Raw genomic sequence first — 15,734 nt, 5'->3', positions numbered from 1 at the left:
AGATCATCCGAAGATAACTGTTTATTTAATATCCACGGATTCATTTGGAAATCTAAATTAGTCTACTATATTTGTGGACTAATTTATTTGTCTACCTTTATATAAAACACCCAAGTTATGTCCAGGAAGTTACACTTTGAGACCCTGCAGGTACATGCCGGGTATAGCCCCGACCCCACCACCAAATCAGCAGCGGTGCCTATTTATCAGACCACCTCTTATACCTTTGACAGCGCGGAGCATGCGGCGGACCTGTTTGAGCTGAAGCAATTCGGTAACATCTACACCCGCATCATGAACCCCACTACCGACGTATTTGAAAAGAGAGTGGCGGCACTGGAAGGCGGCGTGGGCGCACTTGCCGTAGCATCCGGACAGGCGGCCCAGTTCATTGCACTGCACAACATCCTGCTACCGGGTGATAACTTCGTGACGTCTTCTTATCTCTATGGCGGCACCTACAACCAGTTTAAGGTAAGCTTCAAAAGAATAGGCGTGGAAGCCCGTTTCGCAGACCTCGACAATCCGGAGAGCTTCGAAAAACAGATCGATGAAAATACCAAAGCTATTTATGTGGAGACCATCGGTAACCCGGGCTTTGCTATTCCTGACTTTGAAAAGCTGGGCGCCATTGCCCGCAAACACGATCTGCCGCTGATTGTAGACAACACCTTCGGCGCCGGCGGTTACCTGTGCCGTCCGCTGGAACATGGCGCCAACGTAGTCGTGGAAGCGGCTACCAAATGGATTGGTGGCCATGGCACCAGCATTGGCGGTATCATTGTGGATGGCGGCAACTACAACTGGGGTAACGGTAAATTCAAACAATTCAGCGAGCCTGACGACGCTTACCATGGCATGAAGTTCTGGGAGGTATTCGGCTCCCACAGCCCGTTTGGTAATATTGCCTATATCATCCGTGCCCGTGTAACCGGTTTACGTAGCTGGGGACCAGCTCTGGCGCCGCAGAACGCATTTCTGTTCCTGCAGGGCCTGGAAAGCCTGTCACTGCGCGTGCAACGCACGGTCGACAATGCCCTTCAACTGGCACAATGGTTAGCGCAGCAGCCGCAGGTGGAGTATGTCAACTACCCCGGACTGCCTGGCAACAAATATCACGGGTTGGCACAGAAGTACCTGCAAAACGGCTTCGGTGGCGTGCTGAGCTTCAAGATAAAAGGTGGTAAAGAGGCCGCTGATAAATTCGTACAGTCGTTACAGTTAATATACCATCTGGCCAATGTTGGCGACAGTAAAACGCTGATCATTCATCCGGCTACGACCACCCACTCCCAACTCAGCGAAACGGAACAACGGGCTGCCGGCGTGGAGCCGGGCCTGCTGCGTATATCCCTGGGCGTAGAACATATTGACGATATCAAAGAAGATATCAGACTGGCATTTGGCGCTTAATCGCCTTTGCCCAGTTTGATCTTTACTTTCCCATCACTTCCTGAAACGGCGTGGAGATGCAGGATAATCCCTTTTCTGCTTCTGCGCCGTTTCTCGGCTTTATCTGTAATGGCCGAGTCTTTAGCCGGATTACGCAGCGGCACGTCCAGATTGATATTGGTGCCACCGGCAAGGCCATACACGCCGTTGACGTCTATGTTCACCGCGCTCGAAGCTATGCGCATAGGCGGTATCAGGATCTTATTACCCTGTATCTGAAAAGTGCTGCTGAGGTTTTCAAACGTGATGCTGTCCAGTCTCCGGCGCCGGAACAGAAAAGTACCGATGTCTTCCAGCGGCCCGAAATTCAACAATGCCCCATTCCGCAGGCTAAAGTTCACCGTACCGTACAGCGAGTTCTTCGCCAGCGTACCATTATCCAATACGTTCCCTTTTATATCGGCCTTAGCGGACACGATTCCCTGCAGGTTCTTCGATTGCAGGCCATCCAGCCCAAAGTTGTTGAATGCGTAAAACAGTTGCCCTATATGCACATTCGTGATATTGGCGTTCACTTTAAAAACATTGGAGACGCCCTGCTGATGCACCGTGCCAGACGCCTGTGCCGTGCCTCCTGCATGCTGGAACGCGATCTTGTTGAGCAACAGGTCTGATTCCGTCATGGCGATGAGTGCTTTCACATTCTGTGCCGTGAAATGTTCAAACACCACCTTGTCGAGTGCCACGTCCATTTTCACATTGCTGGAAGCCAGTACCTTGTCCAGCTGTTGGCCTACCCTTCCTGCTGTTTTGGCTTTTGTCTTGTGGCTGGCTTTCTTGCCTTTACGGGTGGTCAGGAAGCTTCTGAACTCATTGAGGTCCACCAATGCGCTTCTGATCTTCCAGTCCAGCTCTATCTTCTCTGGTGCTGTGAAATACAGGTTCATCATATTGCGGATGGTGCCTTCCATCTGAAGTGCGCTTTTCCGGGATTGTATGCGCACATTGCGCACGAGCAGGTCCTGCCCGGTGAATTGCAGCGTGGCGCTGCAATCATGGAAGGTCAGGTCACGCGGCAGATAGGTGAAGCCTCCCCGTTGTATCTGCACGGTCCCTTCCAATGCAGAAGGCGTATTATCAGTTTTCAACACCGGTCCGGTATAATACAGGTCCGCCGCAGCGGTACCTTCACTGAAAAGTAACGGCACGTCACTGGCGGCAGTATTGAGGTTTGCCAGGGGAAACTGCGATCGGAAATGCCCGCGCAGCAGGGGCTGTTTAAGGTTCACCACGCGGATCGTATCTGCCTCCAGCGGCACTTCGCCGAGGGAAGCTTTCAGGGCGAAAATATTCACGGCAGAATTTTCGTCGTTATGGCCGGCGCCCGGTACCACTTCATTATTGAACCGGCCGGAGAAACTACAATTGCTCCATTCGCCGGCGGCGGTCACCAGGGTGTTTTTCGTGGTTTTCCAGGTAACGACCACACGGGGCGTGTCCCGGAATTTCATATGTCCCTGTAAGTTAGCCTCGGCATCCAGCGGCGCGGTGAGGTGGATCGTTGATAGTTTAGAGGATATATTGGGCGACAGCCACGAAGCCGCTTCCTGTAACAGTACCTGATCGGCGTTGATCTTCAGCCTGAATGGTGGTGGTTTCTCAGAAAAATCGAATACACCGGCAATCCGCACCGGCGTCTTGTCGATCTTTATCTGCTGCTCCGGTATGATCAGTTGTCTGGTCTTCTTATTAAAAAACAGCGACAGGTCGAGCCCCAGGGTTTTGCCTTTAAGATAGCTGCCTTTGTTGGTGTTGAATGAAAAATTCCGGGCCAGTATTTTAGCGCGCATATCGAGGTGCATCCCGGAATCGGTACTTTTTAGTTTGCCATCCATCTCCTGAATATCCAGCTCAAAAAGTTTGAATTTCTGTTGGTTGTCGATGGTAAACGTAATCTGTGAAAACACAATGCTGCGGATATCGGCATCCTTAGACGGACCGTTTTTCTTTGCAGACCTGCCGGTAGAGAGCGCTGAAGTATTCGTATAACCGCTGCTGTCGGTATACAGGTAGATATTACCTTTTTCAAGGGAGATTTCTTTCACATCTACGTGCTTGCGTAACAGTGATAACGTGTTCACCCGTACGAAAATATAGTCCAGGTCCAGTAATGCATGATGGTGTTGCTGCCACAGACTGTCCTGCAGCTGCACTTTTTTCAGGGCAATGGACACATTGGGGAAACTCCTGAAGAGGGATGGTTCCATATCTTCCACAGATAACTTTCCGTTGATATTGTCATTGAGCTGGTCCGTAATCTGTTTCAGGAAAGCGGCTTTATTGCCTTTAATGTACAGGGCCAGTCCAACGGACAACAGGATAATCAGGGCGATGAGGCTACCTCCGGCAATCAACACAACTTTGAGCCATTTACGCATGTAATGGATGTTTTAAAGGGTATAACATTCGAACACGTAAACAGTTTACGAAAATTTTCGCTTTTATGGAAAATTATAACGGCGAAGATTCCGTAGAACCTTCGCCGTTATCATCTAAAAATTTATAAATTTTAAAAATTACAAATTTAGTCATCCAGCTTAAGTACGGCCAGGAAGGCTTCCTGTGGCACTTCCACGTTACCGATCTGGCGCATACGTTTTTTACCTTCTTTCTGTTTCTCCAGCAGTTTACGTTTACGGGAGATATCACCGCCATAACATTTTGCGGTAACGTCCTTACGCATGGCGCTGATGTTTTCACGGGCCAGGATTTTGGCGCCCACTGCAGCCTGAATGGCAATGAGGAACTGCTGGCGTGGCAGCAGGTCTTTTAGTTTCTCACAGAGCTTACGACCGAAGTCCTGTGCTCTGCTACGGTGGATCAATGCACTGAGGGCATCCACTTTATCGCCGTTGAGCAGGATATCCATTTTTACGATATCGCTGTCACGGAAGCCTATCGGCGTATAGTCGAAAGAGGCATACCCGCGGGTCTGGCTCTTCAGTTTATCGTAGAAGTCAAATACGATCTCCGTAAGCGGTAATTCGAACATCAGCTCCACGCGGGTAGTGGTGAGATAGCTCTGGTTGAGCAGGATACCACGTTTGCCGAGGCAGAGGGTCATGATGTTACCGATGTATTCCGGTTTGGTGATGATCTGTGCACGGATAAAAGGCTCTTCTATCCGCTCCAGTTTTGTAGGGTCCGGCATTTCGCTTGGGTTATTCACGATCACCACACCGTCTCTGGTGGTATGGGCAATGAATCCTACGTTCGGTACGGTGGTGATCACTGTTTGGTTGAACTCTCTTTCGAGACGTTCCTGAATGATCTCCATGTGAAGCATGCCCAGGAAGCCGCAACGGAAGCCGAAGCCCAACGCCTGGGATGTTTCCAGTTCGTAAGTCAGGGAGGCGTCGTTGAGCTGGAGTTTGTCCATACATTCACGCAGCTCTTCGAAGTCTTCGGTCACCACCGGGAAAATACCGGCAAATACCATGGGTTTAACCTCCTGGAAGCCTTTGATCCCTTCTTCACAGGGTCTGCTGGCCAGGGTGATGGTATCGCCCACTTTCACTTCTTTTGCGCTTTTGATACCGGTGATGATATAGCCTACGTCGCCGGCGAATACCTCTTTACGGGGCTCCAGGCCCAGTTTGAGGATACCCACTTCATCGGCTTCATATTCTTCTCCGGTATTGACAAATTTGATTTTATCTCCTTTTTTGATGGAACCGTTGTACACGCGGAAGTACGCGATGATACCGCGGAAAGAGTTGAACACGCTGTCGAAGATCAGGGCCTGTGTAGGTGTGTCCAGGCTGCCTGTTGGCCCCGGGATACGGGTTACGATAGCCTCGAGGATTTCTTCGATGCCGATACCGGTTTTACCGGATGCCAGCAGGATGTCTTCATCTTTTACGCCGATCAGTTCAATGATCTGGTCTTTCACCTCTTCGATCATCGCGCCCGGCATATCAATTTTGTTGATCACGGGGATGATTTCGAGGTCGTTTTCCAGGGCCAGATACAGGTTGGAGATCGTTTGTGCCTGGATACCCTGGGCAGCATCTACCAGCAGCAGGGCGCCTTCACAGGCAGCCAGTGCGCGGGACACTTCGTAAGAAAAGTCTACGTGGCCAGGGGTATCGATCAGGTTAAACGTATATTTTTCGCCGTTTTTGGCGGTGTAGTTCATTTGGATGGCGTGGCTCTTGATGGTGATACCTTTCTCACGTTCCAGGTCCATGTCGTCCAGCACCTGCGCCTGCATGTCTCGGTCAGAGATCGTTTTGGTAAATTCCAATAATCGGTCAGCCAGGGTACTCTTACCGTGGTCAATATGGGCAATGATACAAAAATTGCGAATATTCTTCATATGTTGATTTACTGGCCTGTGGCGGCTAAAGTGCCGCGTTAAGCCTTTTCAGGCCGCAAAGGTATTAAAATTAGTTCATTAGTCAGCGGTTTCGGGCGATTATGTTTTGATAAACATGCTATATGCGGATTGTCAATTTTTCATATATTAGATATAAATCCCCCTCCGGGGTATTATTTGATCTAAAACCTGATGATATGGACCTGACCGCACAATTTGAGCAAGCTGCTGCTGAAAGCAAAACGCTCTCTGAGAAACCATCCAATGAGATATTATTGCAATTATACAGCCTCTACAAACAAGGTTCCACCGGCGATGTGGACACCGACCCTCCGGCTAATCCCTTCGACTTTGTCGCTAAAGCCAAACACGAAGCCTGGGCTGCGCTGAAAGGTAAATCCAAAGAGGCTGCCATGCAGGAATACATCGATCTGGTGCACCGCCTGAAAGGCTGATCATATTTTGTCCCCAGGGCTCACGCCCTGGGGAACGTTGTTGTTCAGGTTATTTAGTAGGTACATCTCCCCGCTATTGGGGGGTAAGCTACTAAAGCATCACTTAAAGAGCAATCCAAAAAAGAATTTGAACAACATCGTAGCCCAGGGCGTGAGCCCTGGGTTTTCCGGATTTTTTACGGCTCCCTTATCCCCGTCCCTCTCTGCAGCAACGCGATCTTAAAACACCTTCACATTATCCGATGGATTGACATCCGCCACCCAGGTGCTGCCCAATATCACTTTACTGATTTTTTTGGAAGACGTAAAACTCAGTGTCACGGCTTTATTACCTTTTTCCCAGCATTCGATGCTTTTGTGCAGTTGCTGTGTGGTCTGATCGTCGAACAGCACCGTCACGTCTACGGGTACGGGCTTGGTGCCTTTTGACACGACCGTCACCTCGTAACGTTGTCCGTTATGGATTACCTTTTCGATGGCCAGGTCCGGATAACCATCGTCGAAGAACCAGCTTTTCCAGAACCAGTTCAGGTTTTTACCGGAACCGGTGTTCATGCAGTTGAAGAAGTCATAGGGCTGCGGATGTTTTCCGTTCCATGTACGGATATAATGATGCAGCGCTTTCAGAAAGAGGCTGTCGCCCAGCATATCTTTTACATAGAGGTAGCCCAGTGCCGGTTTCGGATAAGAGTTGGTCATATAGGCGTCTGTCAGCTGATTGGACGGCGTCATGACAGGCAGGTCCTGTGCCTTGCCGGCAATAGCGTTGTAATTAGGCATCCCGTAACTATCCACGATGGAGGAGTCGATCATGGGAGAAATCAGCCACTCCCCTATGGTAGCCCAACCTTCGTCCATCCAGGCGTAGATGGTTTCGTTGGTGCCCATATAAAACGGGAACATGGTATGGAAGATCTCATGGTCTGTCAGTTCTATCGCCCCTGCTTTGCTGGACACCGGGTTATCATTCACCATCATGGGATACTCCATCTGGTCCAGTCCGTCGAATATGGTGATATGAGGGTAAGGGAACGGCCATTTGGGGAAATGGTGGCTCATTTTATCGACGGTGGCCCGTGCGTAGTCAATCACTTCAAAGTAATCCAGGTGCGTGGGATTGAAAGCGACATCCACCCGGGTGCGACGTTTGGTGACGGGGTCCACTTCCACGCTGGCAGCTTTCCAGTAGTAGTGGTTGCTGGTGGCAAAAGCGAAATCCACCACGTTGGACGCTTCAAACCGCCAGGTATTGGTGGCATTCCGGGGAGAGATATTTCCCTTCCTGATATCTGCGCTGTCAATGATGTCGATGACCTCATGGCTCTTCTCTGCCCGGGCGATCCTTTGCAGGTAAGTATCTGTATACACCTCCTGGCTGTTTTTCAGGTCGCCGGTGGCCCATACCTGGTAATTGCCCGGTACGGTGATCGCTACGCGAAAATCGCTGAAGTCGTTATAGAATTCGGTTACACCGTTGTAAGGCACCATGTCCCATCCATTGACATCATCATATACTGCTACTCTGGGGAAGAAGTACGCAATGAAGTAAGCGCCGGTATCTACCGAGCCGGTGCGGATATGGGTATTTTCATTCAGCACGTAGGAGAAGTCGAGTGAGATTTGTGCTTTCTGGCCTGGTGCCAGATCGTCCACGTTGACCGGCATGTTCGTTCCGGTGACGGCTGAAAGATTTCTGGACACACCGTTGATCTTAAAGTTTTTGATGGCCACCCCTTTATGCAGGTCTTCTGCCGTTACCACCATATTGCGGATAGCGCCATGCTGGAACAGGTTGGCAAACAACTTGAAGTTCAGGAAACGCAGGGTATCAGGGCTGTTGTTGGTGTACACGATCGTTTCCGAGCCAGATACCAGATTAGTGGCAGGTTCAAATTTTACCTGAATATCGTAGTTGGCTTTGTTCTGCCAATAACGGGCGCCGGGGGCGCCACTTTCATTCCTTGTTTGTTTCTCATAAGCCTGACGGATGTTCCGCGGCATAAACAGGGATTGTGCTGTAACCTGTTGCCAGCCTGCCAGCAACAGTAAAAAAAGGAAACGCTTTGTCATCATACATCATTCATCATTCGTAAAGGGCCGCTGAAAACAGAAGGGCCTGTTTTTCAAAAATAGGGATTTTTCCCCCAGAGCTGAAGACCCGGGCCATGGTGTTGTTCAAATTCTTTCAGGGGTCTTCCTTTTAAGTGATGGTGGCGACTTAAACATGACCTCAAAATAACCGGAACAACAACGTAACCCTGGGCGCGAGCCGGAGTTACCCGTGTGGAATGCTGTCTGGTTGTGTACGCACACTATCTGCCGGATGTGGCAGGGAGGCTCCCGTGCTGTCTGTTGTATGCGCGGTAGAGTCTGTGGCGGTCGATTCACCGCCGCCTGATTTTTTTACCGGGGCGGTGGGAGCGGTATTTCTTCTTTTGCTGGTGTAGTCCGAGACGACGCCCTGTCGTTCCAGGTCTTTCATCGTCTTTTTATCGAAAAGATATTTGGGATGTTTTTCGGGGCGCAGCCCTTTATCAAACTGAGCTTCCGCGCCTATGGCAGGGGCGGTATAAATTTTCTGGGAGGAGTTACAAGCCCATAGCAGCGCTGAAAGCAGCCAGGCCAATCGCATGGATCGCATGAAAACCAGATAAGAAGTGAATACAGGCAGGGATAAGGGGGACAACTATTATTAAAAACGGGAATCCTGCCCTTTTAGTATCAGTGGTATTTTGTAATTCAGAGAAGCTGTATTAAATTTAACTTACATTCAGCGATTGTCATCCCCTTGTTTACTAATATTTTATATATTTAAGCCCTGTTTAGTATCATGATGAAACCCTCATCCCGGCTAAATTGAGAAAACAACCGTTATTATCAATACAACACTATGAAAGTAACTACAACCAGTTTTCCCAGCGTTTTTGAGACTGCCTTTGGGAATACCGAAAACTCGAGCAAAGATCTGCTCAACGGCTTGAAGATCAAAAAAGATGAAACCTGGTATCTGGTAGGCAATCTGGCCAAACGAGGAGGCATCAATCCCGGAAGGATTACCAATGCAGCTCCTACTGAAGAAGACTATGAAATCCTGTTCAAAGCGGCACTGCTCAATACGGCCGACAAAGTACAGCAGCCCATTGCACTGACCATGGGTTTCCCTTTTTCTACTTACAACGTCTACAAAACCGCAGCAGAACAGTTTCTGAGCAAGCGGCATTTCCTGATCGACTATGATACGCAAACGTACAACACCAAAGGGTCTTTCAAAAAAGCGATGTTCGACATCGAAAAGTATGAAGTCATCCCTGAGATCGTGGGCGGTATCATTGGCCTCAAAAAGACGATCAACGAACCGCAGTTGGACAACTTCATCGCTATCAGCTTTGGTTTTGGCACCATAGAAGGCGGCATGGCCACCGGCGACGGCCTGGTACACCGTACCTGCTTTAGCTCTCACGGTATCCGTTACGCTATCAACAACCTGACCCGTGAACTGAACCAGAAACACTATCTGGAGATGAAAAACGAGCACCAGGTAGACGACGCCTTTATGAAAGGCTCTATCTTCACCAACCGCAAACGCATTGACCTGCGCGAGATGCGCAAAGGTGTGCTGACGCAGTATTACAAAGAGGTGGTATCTCCGCTGATGCGTAGCTACTTCACCGATCTGGACTTTGAAAGCTGCGAAAAAATATACCTGATGGGTGGCGGTGCCCACTATAAAGAATTAACCGATGCTTTCCAGGAAGAGTTCCGTGATTTTATTCCGGTGGAAGTAGCGCCCGAACCTGAAAAACTCATGAGTATTGGTTATCTTTATAACAGTCTTCGGATATCAGACAATAAACCTCAACGGAGCGTTGGCCTCGACCTCGGCAACTCCAGTTCTATTATCTCTACGTTCGATGACGAGCATCAACCAGTCGTAAATAATCCCATAACCCTCTAATTTCTTTGTGTGATAAGTGTGAGACATTTTTTCCGAAACATCATTGTACCGGGAGCATTTCGTATCCCAAAAGAAGTATCCGTAAACGGCAGCATCGATGCTACCATTTCTGGGCGGATTGACGGAAACGTAAAGGGTAACGTAAAAACGACCGGCAAACTGGTAGTAAGTGAAACCGCCAGCATAAAAGGGCATATTTACGCAGCCGACCTCGTTGTACACGGAAAAGTGTATGGAGACGTGTATATCAGCAACAAAGCGCATATCAGCAATAAAGCCTTCGTTAAGGGAGACGTGAATGCCATCGTGCTGGAATTGGAAGAGGGCGCTGTGGTGGAAGGGGCCATCCGGAAAAATGTGCTTCCCACCCCTAAACCGGAAACACCTCCTGCTGTAGAACAACATCATCCTCCGGTGACAGGAGAAACCCTTCCTGTTACTGCCGCCGCTACTCCTGCTGCGTCGGCCGCCAACGAAGAAGAAGAACAAACCACCAGTTGGTTTTAACCATGTCCTGACTAAACAACGTATATACTTAAACGTTATTTGGAGAGGCTGCCCGGAAACGAGGCAGCCTCTTTATTTTCAGATATGGCTATTCATCGCTGTTTTTTCAGGGGTGTCAGCAGATGTGTGAGGCCATTCATTTTGATGACCAGCATTGTTTCCAGCATCATGCCCAGTTTACCTTTAGGGAAACCGTTACGCTGAAACCATTCCAGATAACTTACCGGCAAATCACACAGTACCACGTCCTTATATTTCCCGAAGGGCATTTTCATGGTTACCAGCTGTTGCAATATCTCCGGGTTCGGTTGTGTCATCTCCATAAAAATCAATTAAAAACAAGCAAGTTAGGCTTTTATCATACTTCTTCGTAATTTGATTTTTCTCAGCATCAAATTACCCTGCTATGAAAATGTACTGTACCATTTTATCTCTTTTTCTGGTAACAGCCTGCGTGCAGCCAGGTGGAAAAATCAGCCTGTCAAACCCTCATGTTCAGGTGGTAAAGGAAATGTTCACTGCTTTTAACGAGCATGACTGGGAGAAGATGGCAGCCTGCTACGCTGATTCAGCACAATTCCTGGACCCCGAATATGGTCCGGAAATGGTAACGCTCAGCCCTTCCTCGCTGACTAAAAAATACCAGGAACTGCATCGGTTGTTCCCCGATGTACACGATGAAATAAGGGACATCTATGGCGACAAACATCACATTATCGTTGAATTTGTCTCCAGCGCCACGGGCCAGGACGGCAAAAAATGGCACCTCCCCATCTGTGTGGTTTTTACCGTTGAAAACGGTAAGATTATTCAGGATCGGACCTATTACAACAAGCCGTCCAACTAACGGTTTATCTTTTCAAAAGTCCGTTGTTCTGCAGCGCTTCTGTTACCTTCTTAGCGTAAGCAGTGGCAAAAGACTCCAGGCTGTTAGGGTTATAGGTCTCTGACTGACCGGACCAAACCAGTTTCCCGTCTTTAGTCAGGTCGTACAGGTTGCTTTCCAGGAAATACACCTTGTCGGTGGTATAATATCCCGGTGAGTATACCGAGTTGTACATATACCCGTAATAGCCCCAGAACCGGCCATACCAGCCATAAGCGGGATAAGGCGCATACATCATGGTACCCGGAACATACCGGGTTTCAGACTCCTTGTTGATAAGGGTTACGGTGAGTACAGCCTTATAACCTGCCGCCTCGATTTTACCGGAAGCGGATTTTACTGATTCCTCCTTTTTAGGATCGAAGTTAGGCGGAAACAGATCGATGCTTTTTCCGGCCACCACGCCGTGTTGTTGTAACTGTGCAGCCAGTTTATTCTCAACTGTCCCGCGTGCTGTCTGGTTGGAGCTCAGGCCCGCCACCAGAATATTGTGATAACCACCCGGCTCGGCAGCCGGGTCTTTCCAGGTGCCGGTCATATGGACGGAAGTGCCGCAGGCGGCTATAAAAAGCGCTATCGCCAATAGGGCAATATATCCCCGGTAGCGGCGGCTGAAAGATACAAATGGAGTACACATAAGATTTTTTTTAACAAACCCCGGAAAAGAGGTCTGTGATCTATATGGATAACATCCACAAAGTCAAAATGTTCAGGCCGCAAACACTACATATAGGCGTGAGCGTGAATGAATTATATAGGATCTTGAGCATCTTTTATTAATAGAATAAACCGTACATTTATAACCTGGAGACCGCTATATGCAATACAAGGATTATGGGGAGTTAAAAACCCTGTTATTGGTGGACGATGACACAGATGACCAGGAGCTTTTTAAACTGGCGCTGGCCGAACTGAATCATCCCGTACAATGCCTCACGGCCGGTAACGGTCAGGAGGCGCTGGATAATCTTTGTACCCATACTTACCTGCCTGATCTTATTTTTCTGGACCTGAATATGCCGTTGATGAATGGGATCGTGTTTCTGGAGCGTATCAAGGACATTGAGTACCTGAAAAATATTCCGGTGATCATTTATAGTACCAGTGACGAACCCAGGGAGATTTCCGCCGCCCGTTCCATGGGTGCGGTAGATTATATCACCAAGCCGGCAAGGTTTGATGATCTGTGTAAATTATTGCAGCTTGTATTGGCCAGAGGCACTACTTCCTTACATTAACCCTGGTCTTCCGTCCGGCGGGCGAACGCTACCCGGTAAAACTCATACCCTTCTTCTTTTTCCCTTCCATTCAGATAGAGCGCCCTGTATTCATCCGCTCCGAGGTCTTTGGTGAGCATAAACCCGAAACGCTGCAGGTAGGCTGCCAAGGCAGCGGGCAGGAAACCGAAAGTCCATTTCTCTTCCAGATTAGCCACATCTTTCAGGAGTTTTTCTGCGCCGGTAAAGGCAGCAGGATTGTCCAGCACTTCCTGATGCACATAGGTGAAGATAACATGGGAACCGGCAGGGAAACGTTGCAGAAAAGCAAAGGTGCTGTCGATCGCTTCGGCGGTAAGATAGTTGGTCACCCCTTCCCAGATAATGGCGGTGGGTACCGTAAAATCGAACTGATGCTGCGCGCCCAGCTGATCGAGGCTCTGCTTGTTGAAGTCGATCTGATAATAACGGATATGCCGGGGAATATGCTGTCGGCTGAGCCTTGACAACTTGTATTTGGCTGTATTGGGATGATCTATTTCAATGACCGGCATACCATGCAGAAAAGGCAGGCGAAGACCACGGGTATCGAAGCCGGCCCCAAGGATCATTACCTGCCGGGCGCCTTTACGGACCGCTTCTTCCAGCAACTCATCTATCAACCGGGTGCGGGCAATGCCGGAAGTGTAGGCGCCCGGAATTCTTTTATGGATAATATTTTCAGCTACCTTCCGAAACGCGCGCAGATGGCTCAGCCATGCCGCTACCCTTAAACCAGGTGGCAAAAAGAGGTGAGCATATTTGTCTTTGAATACTCTTTTGTTTTCTGAACGGGTGGTTTCCATAGCACGGAACAGTGCCATATACTGCGCGGTTTTACTCGAGGCAGATTCCTTCATGGTATGTGTCTTTTTTGGAGAAAGACAATTTACACAATCGGGATGGAATTATCAATATTTTGCTGTCGTGTAATTGTAAGGAATGTAGTTCTCCCAGTACCACGGCGTATATACGTCACCGATAGCCGTTTCCAGTAATGCCCTGAAGATGTCTTCCCCATTGTCGCTATTTGTCATGATAGTGATCGCTATCTGTTTTTCCGGGAAGGCAATCGTATAATGCCCCCAGCCTTCGCTGTGGCCTTCTTTAAAGAAAGCCTGGCCGACAGGCGTTTTCAGCAGTCCAACACCCAGTCCGTAAAAGATATTGGTGGTAGCTGGTGTTTTATCATACACCCAGGCGTCAGGACCAAACTGTTTTTTAGAAAGTATCGGTATTTGTGCCTGCAGCATGGCTGCGGCGCTTTTACGGCTAAGGCCTTCGCCGGTGAGCATGGCGGTCATAAACCGGTTCCAGTCGGTGATATTGGTATAGAGCGAGCCGGCAGCATGTGCGCGTGTCCTGGCGTCAAATTCATAGGTATGCTGTGCCGTATCATGGCCTACGCAATGGTTGGCATCGAAGGTGCTTTGCCAGATATAACTGCTGTGCGCCATGCCTAAGGGTTTGAACACCTGTTCCTGTGCGATGGTTTCGTATCCTTTGCCGGTCACTTGTTCCAGCACAAACTGCAGCAGGTATATCCCTTCGCCGGAATAACCGTACAAGGTACCAGGGTCGGATTTGATCTTTAGTTTTCCGTCTTCTTCAAACCCGCGGTAGTTGGGCAGTCCGGTGGTATGGTCGAGGCACATGCGTGCTGTAATTTTCTCATAACGATGATCTTCCCGGATGTCCTGGTATCCTCTTGTTTTTTTCTCGAACACATAATCTGGTAATGATTTAGGAAGATATTTTACCAGCGGCGTGTCCAGATCGATGATGTGCTGGTCTGCCAGTTTCATTACGCAGTAGGCGAATACCGCTTTACTGTAGGAGCAGGCCCAGAAGATGGTGCTGGTGTCCATCGGGGTGCTGGTCTGTTTGTTTGCGTAACCGAAAGCACGTACATACACTGGTTTATTGTGATTAAAAACCGCTACCGTCATGCCGGTGACACGCGCGGTGTCCATCAGTTGCTGTATCCGCGTGGTCAGCGCCTGTGGCGTGATGGTAGTGTTGTTGAGGCGTTTGACAGACTGCGTGAAGCCTGTCAGGGTAAGGAGGCATAATAACAGCAGGGATAATATTGATTTCATTGGGCGTACAATTTTTCATAGGGAGAAAACAAAAACATGCCGGATAGTAGGAATATTGATTTTCAGCGAGATAGCTATCTGCAATCATAATTTGACGTCCGAAAATGGCCGTTGGTGTGCGGATATAAAACATATTCCCGGGAAAAACAGTCGGGAGAAACTTGGAATTCATATTTTTTTGCGATTATTGCAATAAAAAGCATATTTTTAGAAAATAATCTAAATCGCCCTGCGAAAATGAGCCACTCTTTAAATATTGACAAATTAGATTTACAGATCATTTCAGAAATGTCAACAGATGCCGGTATCTCTTATGCCGAATTGGGGAAAAAGCTGTTTGTTTCAGGCGGCACGATCCACGTGCGTATTAAAAAGCTGCATGAAATGGGCGTGATCAAAGGTACCCGGTTACAGGTAAATCTGCGTGCGATTGGATATGATGTACTGGCTTTCATTGGCATTTATCTGGAAAAGAGTTCCCTGTATGAAAATGTGGCCAGGCAGTTGTTAAAGATACCGCAGATTGTGCGTTTGAACTATACAACGGGCGCCTATAGCATGTTTGCAGAGATCATATGCCGGGACAGTGCGGAGCTGCGTAAAATCTTACAGGACGACCTGCAGCACATCAAAGGCATAGAGCGTACAGAAACCATTATTTCGCTGGAAGAAAGTTTCTCCCGGCCTGTCAATGTCAGTGAAATAAGTTAACGATCATAACAGGGAATGAAGGCATAACCGCCTTCATTCTTTTTTCGACCTCCTTCTTCTCCCTTGATAACCCTTTTTGTTCCTCACGGAAATTT

The 15,734-nt window shown here is 48.6% G+C and carries 15 protein-coding genes; 7 read left to right on the top strand and 8 right to left on the bottom strand.

Annotated features, from left to right (window positions below; all coding sequences use genetic code 11):
• Positions 1-117 precede the first annotated feature (117 nt).
• The gene (locus ICL55_RS06495; RefSeq protein ID WP_188095211.1) at positions 118-1,413 is read left to right on the top strand and encodes an O-acetylhomoserine aminocarboxypropyltransferase/cysteine synthase family protein; all 1,296 of its coding nucleotides are present in this window, start codon (positions 118-120) and stop codon (positions 1,411-1,413) included.
• Here the strand turns inward: ICL55_RS06495 and ICL55_RS06490 are convergent.
• Both ICL55_RS06490 and lepA read right to left on the bottom strand, forming a co-directional pair.
• Positions 1,410-3,830: an AsmA family protein gene (locus ICL55_RS06490; protein ID WP_188095210.1), complete on the bottom strand. Its 2,421-nt coding sequence runs from the start codon at positions 3,828-3,830 to the stop codon at positions 1,410-1,412. The two genes, ICL55_RS06495 and ICL55_RS06490, sit on opposite strands and share 4 nt — an antisense overlap.
• A gap of 146 nt (positions 3,831-3,976) precedes the next feature.
• Positions 3,977-5,770: a translation elongation factor 4 gene (gene lepA / locus ICL55_RS06485; RefSeq protein ID WP_188095209.1), complete on the bottom strand. Its 1,794-nt coding sequence runs from the start codon at positions 5,768-5,770 to the stop codon at positions 3,977-3,979.
• Between the two features lie 197 nt (positions 5,771-5,967).
• On the opposite strand from lepA, the gene ICL55_RS06480 reads away from it, so the two are divergent.
• Positions 5,968-6,225: an acyl-CoA-binding protein gene (locus tag ICL55_RS06480; RefSeq protein ID WP_188095208.1), complete on the top strand. Its 258-nt coding sequence runs from the start codon at positions 5,968-5,970 to the stop codon at positions 6,223-6,225.
• Between the two features lie 219 nt (positions 6,226-6,444).
• On the opposite strand, the gene ICL55_RS06475 is transcribed toward ICL55_RS06480, so the two are convergent.
• Together ICL55_RS06475 and ICL55_RS06470 are read right to left on the bottom strand one after the other, a co-directional pair.
• A complete protein-coding gene (locus ICL55_RS06475) occupies positions 6,445-8,295 on the bottom strand; it encodes a M1 family metallopeptidase (protein WP_246496158.1) in 1,851 nt (616 codons plus the stop codon).
• 205 nt (positions 8,296-8,500) lie between these two features.
• Entirely contained in the window at positions 8,501-8,866 is a 366-nt protein-coding gene (locus ICL55_RS06470) for a hypothetical protein (RefSeq protein WP_188095206.1), read from the bottom strand.
• Between the two features lie 249 nt (positions 8,867-9,115).
• On the opposite strand from ICL55_RS06470, the gene ICL55_RS06465 reads away from it, so the two are divergent.
• Both ICL55_RS06465 and ICL55_RS06460 read left to right on the top strand, forming a co-directional pair.
• A complete protein-coding gene (locus ICL55_RS06465; RefSeq protein WP_188095205.1) occupies positions 9,116-10,180 on the top strand; it encodes a ParM/StbA family protein in 1,065 nt (354 codons plus the stop codon).
• An 18-nt stretch (positions 10,181-10,198) separates the two neighbouring features.
• Entirely contained in the window at positions 10,199-10,687 is a 489-nt protein-coding gene (locus ICL55_RS06460; RefSeq protein WP_223151339.1) for a bactofilin family protein, read from the top strand.
• A 92-nt stretch (positions 10,688-10,779) separates the two neighbouring features.
• Here ICL55_RS06460 and ICL55_RS06455 read toward each other — a convergent pair whose 3' ends face one another.
• The gene (locus ICL55_RS06455; protein WP_223151338.1) at positions 10,780-11,010 is read right to left on the bottom strand and encodes a DUF3820 family protein; all 231 of its coding nucleotides are present in this window, start codon (positions 11,008-11,010) and stop codon (positions 10,780-10,782) included.
• An 83-nt stretch (positions 11,011-11,093) separates the two neighbouring features.
• On the opposite strand from ICL55_RS06455, the gene ICL55_RS06450 reads away from it, so the two are divergent.
• Entirely contained in the window at positions 11,094-11,534 is a 441-nt protein-coding gene (locus ICL55_RS06450; protein WP_188095203.1) for a nuclear transport factor 2 family protein, read from the top strand.
• Between the two features lie 4 nt (positions 11,535-11,538).
• Here ICL55_RS06450 and ICL55_RS06445 read toward each other — a convergent pair whose 3' ends face one another.
• Positions 11,539-12,210 carry a DUF4136 domain-containing protein gene (locus ICL55_RS06445; protein ID WP_188095202.1) on the bottom strand — a complete coding sequence of 224 codons (672 nt, stop codon included), beginning with the start codon at positions 12,208-12,210 and terminating at the stop codon, positions 11,539-11,541.
• A 181-nt stretch (positions 12,211-12,391) separates the two neighbouring features.
• On the opposite strand from ICL55_RS06445, the gene ICL55_RS06440 reads away from it, so the two are divergent.
• Positions 12,392-12,811 (top strand): response regulator, encoded by a 420-nt coding sequence (locus tag ICL55_RS06440; RefSeq protein ID WP_188095201.1) that lies wholly within the window; start codon positions 12,392-12,394, stop codon positions 12,809-12,811.
• Here the strand turns inward: ICL55_RS06440 and ICL55_RS06435 are convergent.
• Together ICL55_RS06435 and ICL55_RS06430 are read right to left on the bottom strand one after the other, a co-directional pair.
• Positions 12,808-13,689, bottom strand: coding sequence for a class I SAM-dependent methyltransferase (locus tag ICL55_RS06435; protein WP_188095200.1), 882 nt, complete (start codon positions 13,687-13,689; stop codon positions 12,808-12,810). The genes ICL55_RS06440 and ICL55_RS06435 overlap by 4 nt on opposite strands.
• Positions 13,690-13,740: 51 nt before the next feature.
• Positions 13,741-14,928, bottom strand: coding sequence for a serine hydrolase domain-containing protein (locus ICL55_RS06430; RefSeq protein WP_188095199.1), 1,188 nt, complete (start codon positions 14,926-14,928; stop codon positions 13,741-13,743).
• A gap of 237 nt (positions 14,929-15,165) precedes the next feature.
• Here ICL55_RS06430 and ICL55_RS06425 point away from each other — a divergent pair, with 237 nt between their 5' ends.
• Entirely contained in the window at positions 15,166-15,639 is a 474-nt protein-coding gene (locus ICL55_RS06425) for an Lrp/AsnC ligand binding domain-containing protein (RefSeq protein WP_078672604.1), read from the top strand.
• Positions 15,640-15,734 lie beyond the last annotated feature (95 nt).

The organism is Chitinophaga varians (assembly GCF_014529945.1).
GTDB classification, from domain to species: Bacteria; Bacteroidota; Bacteroidia; order Chitinophagales; family Chitinophagaceae; genus Chitinophaga; species Chitinophaga varians.
This window is presented reverse-complemented; position numbering and strand designations above follow the sequence as displayed.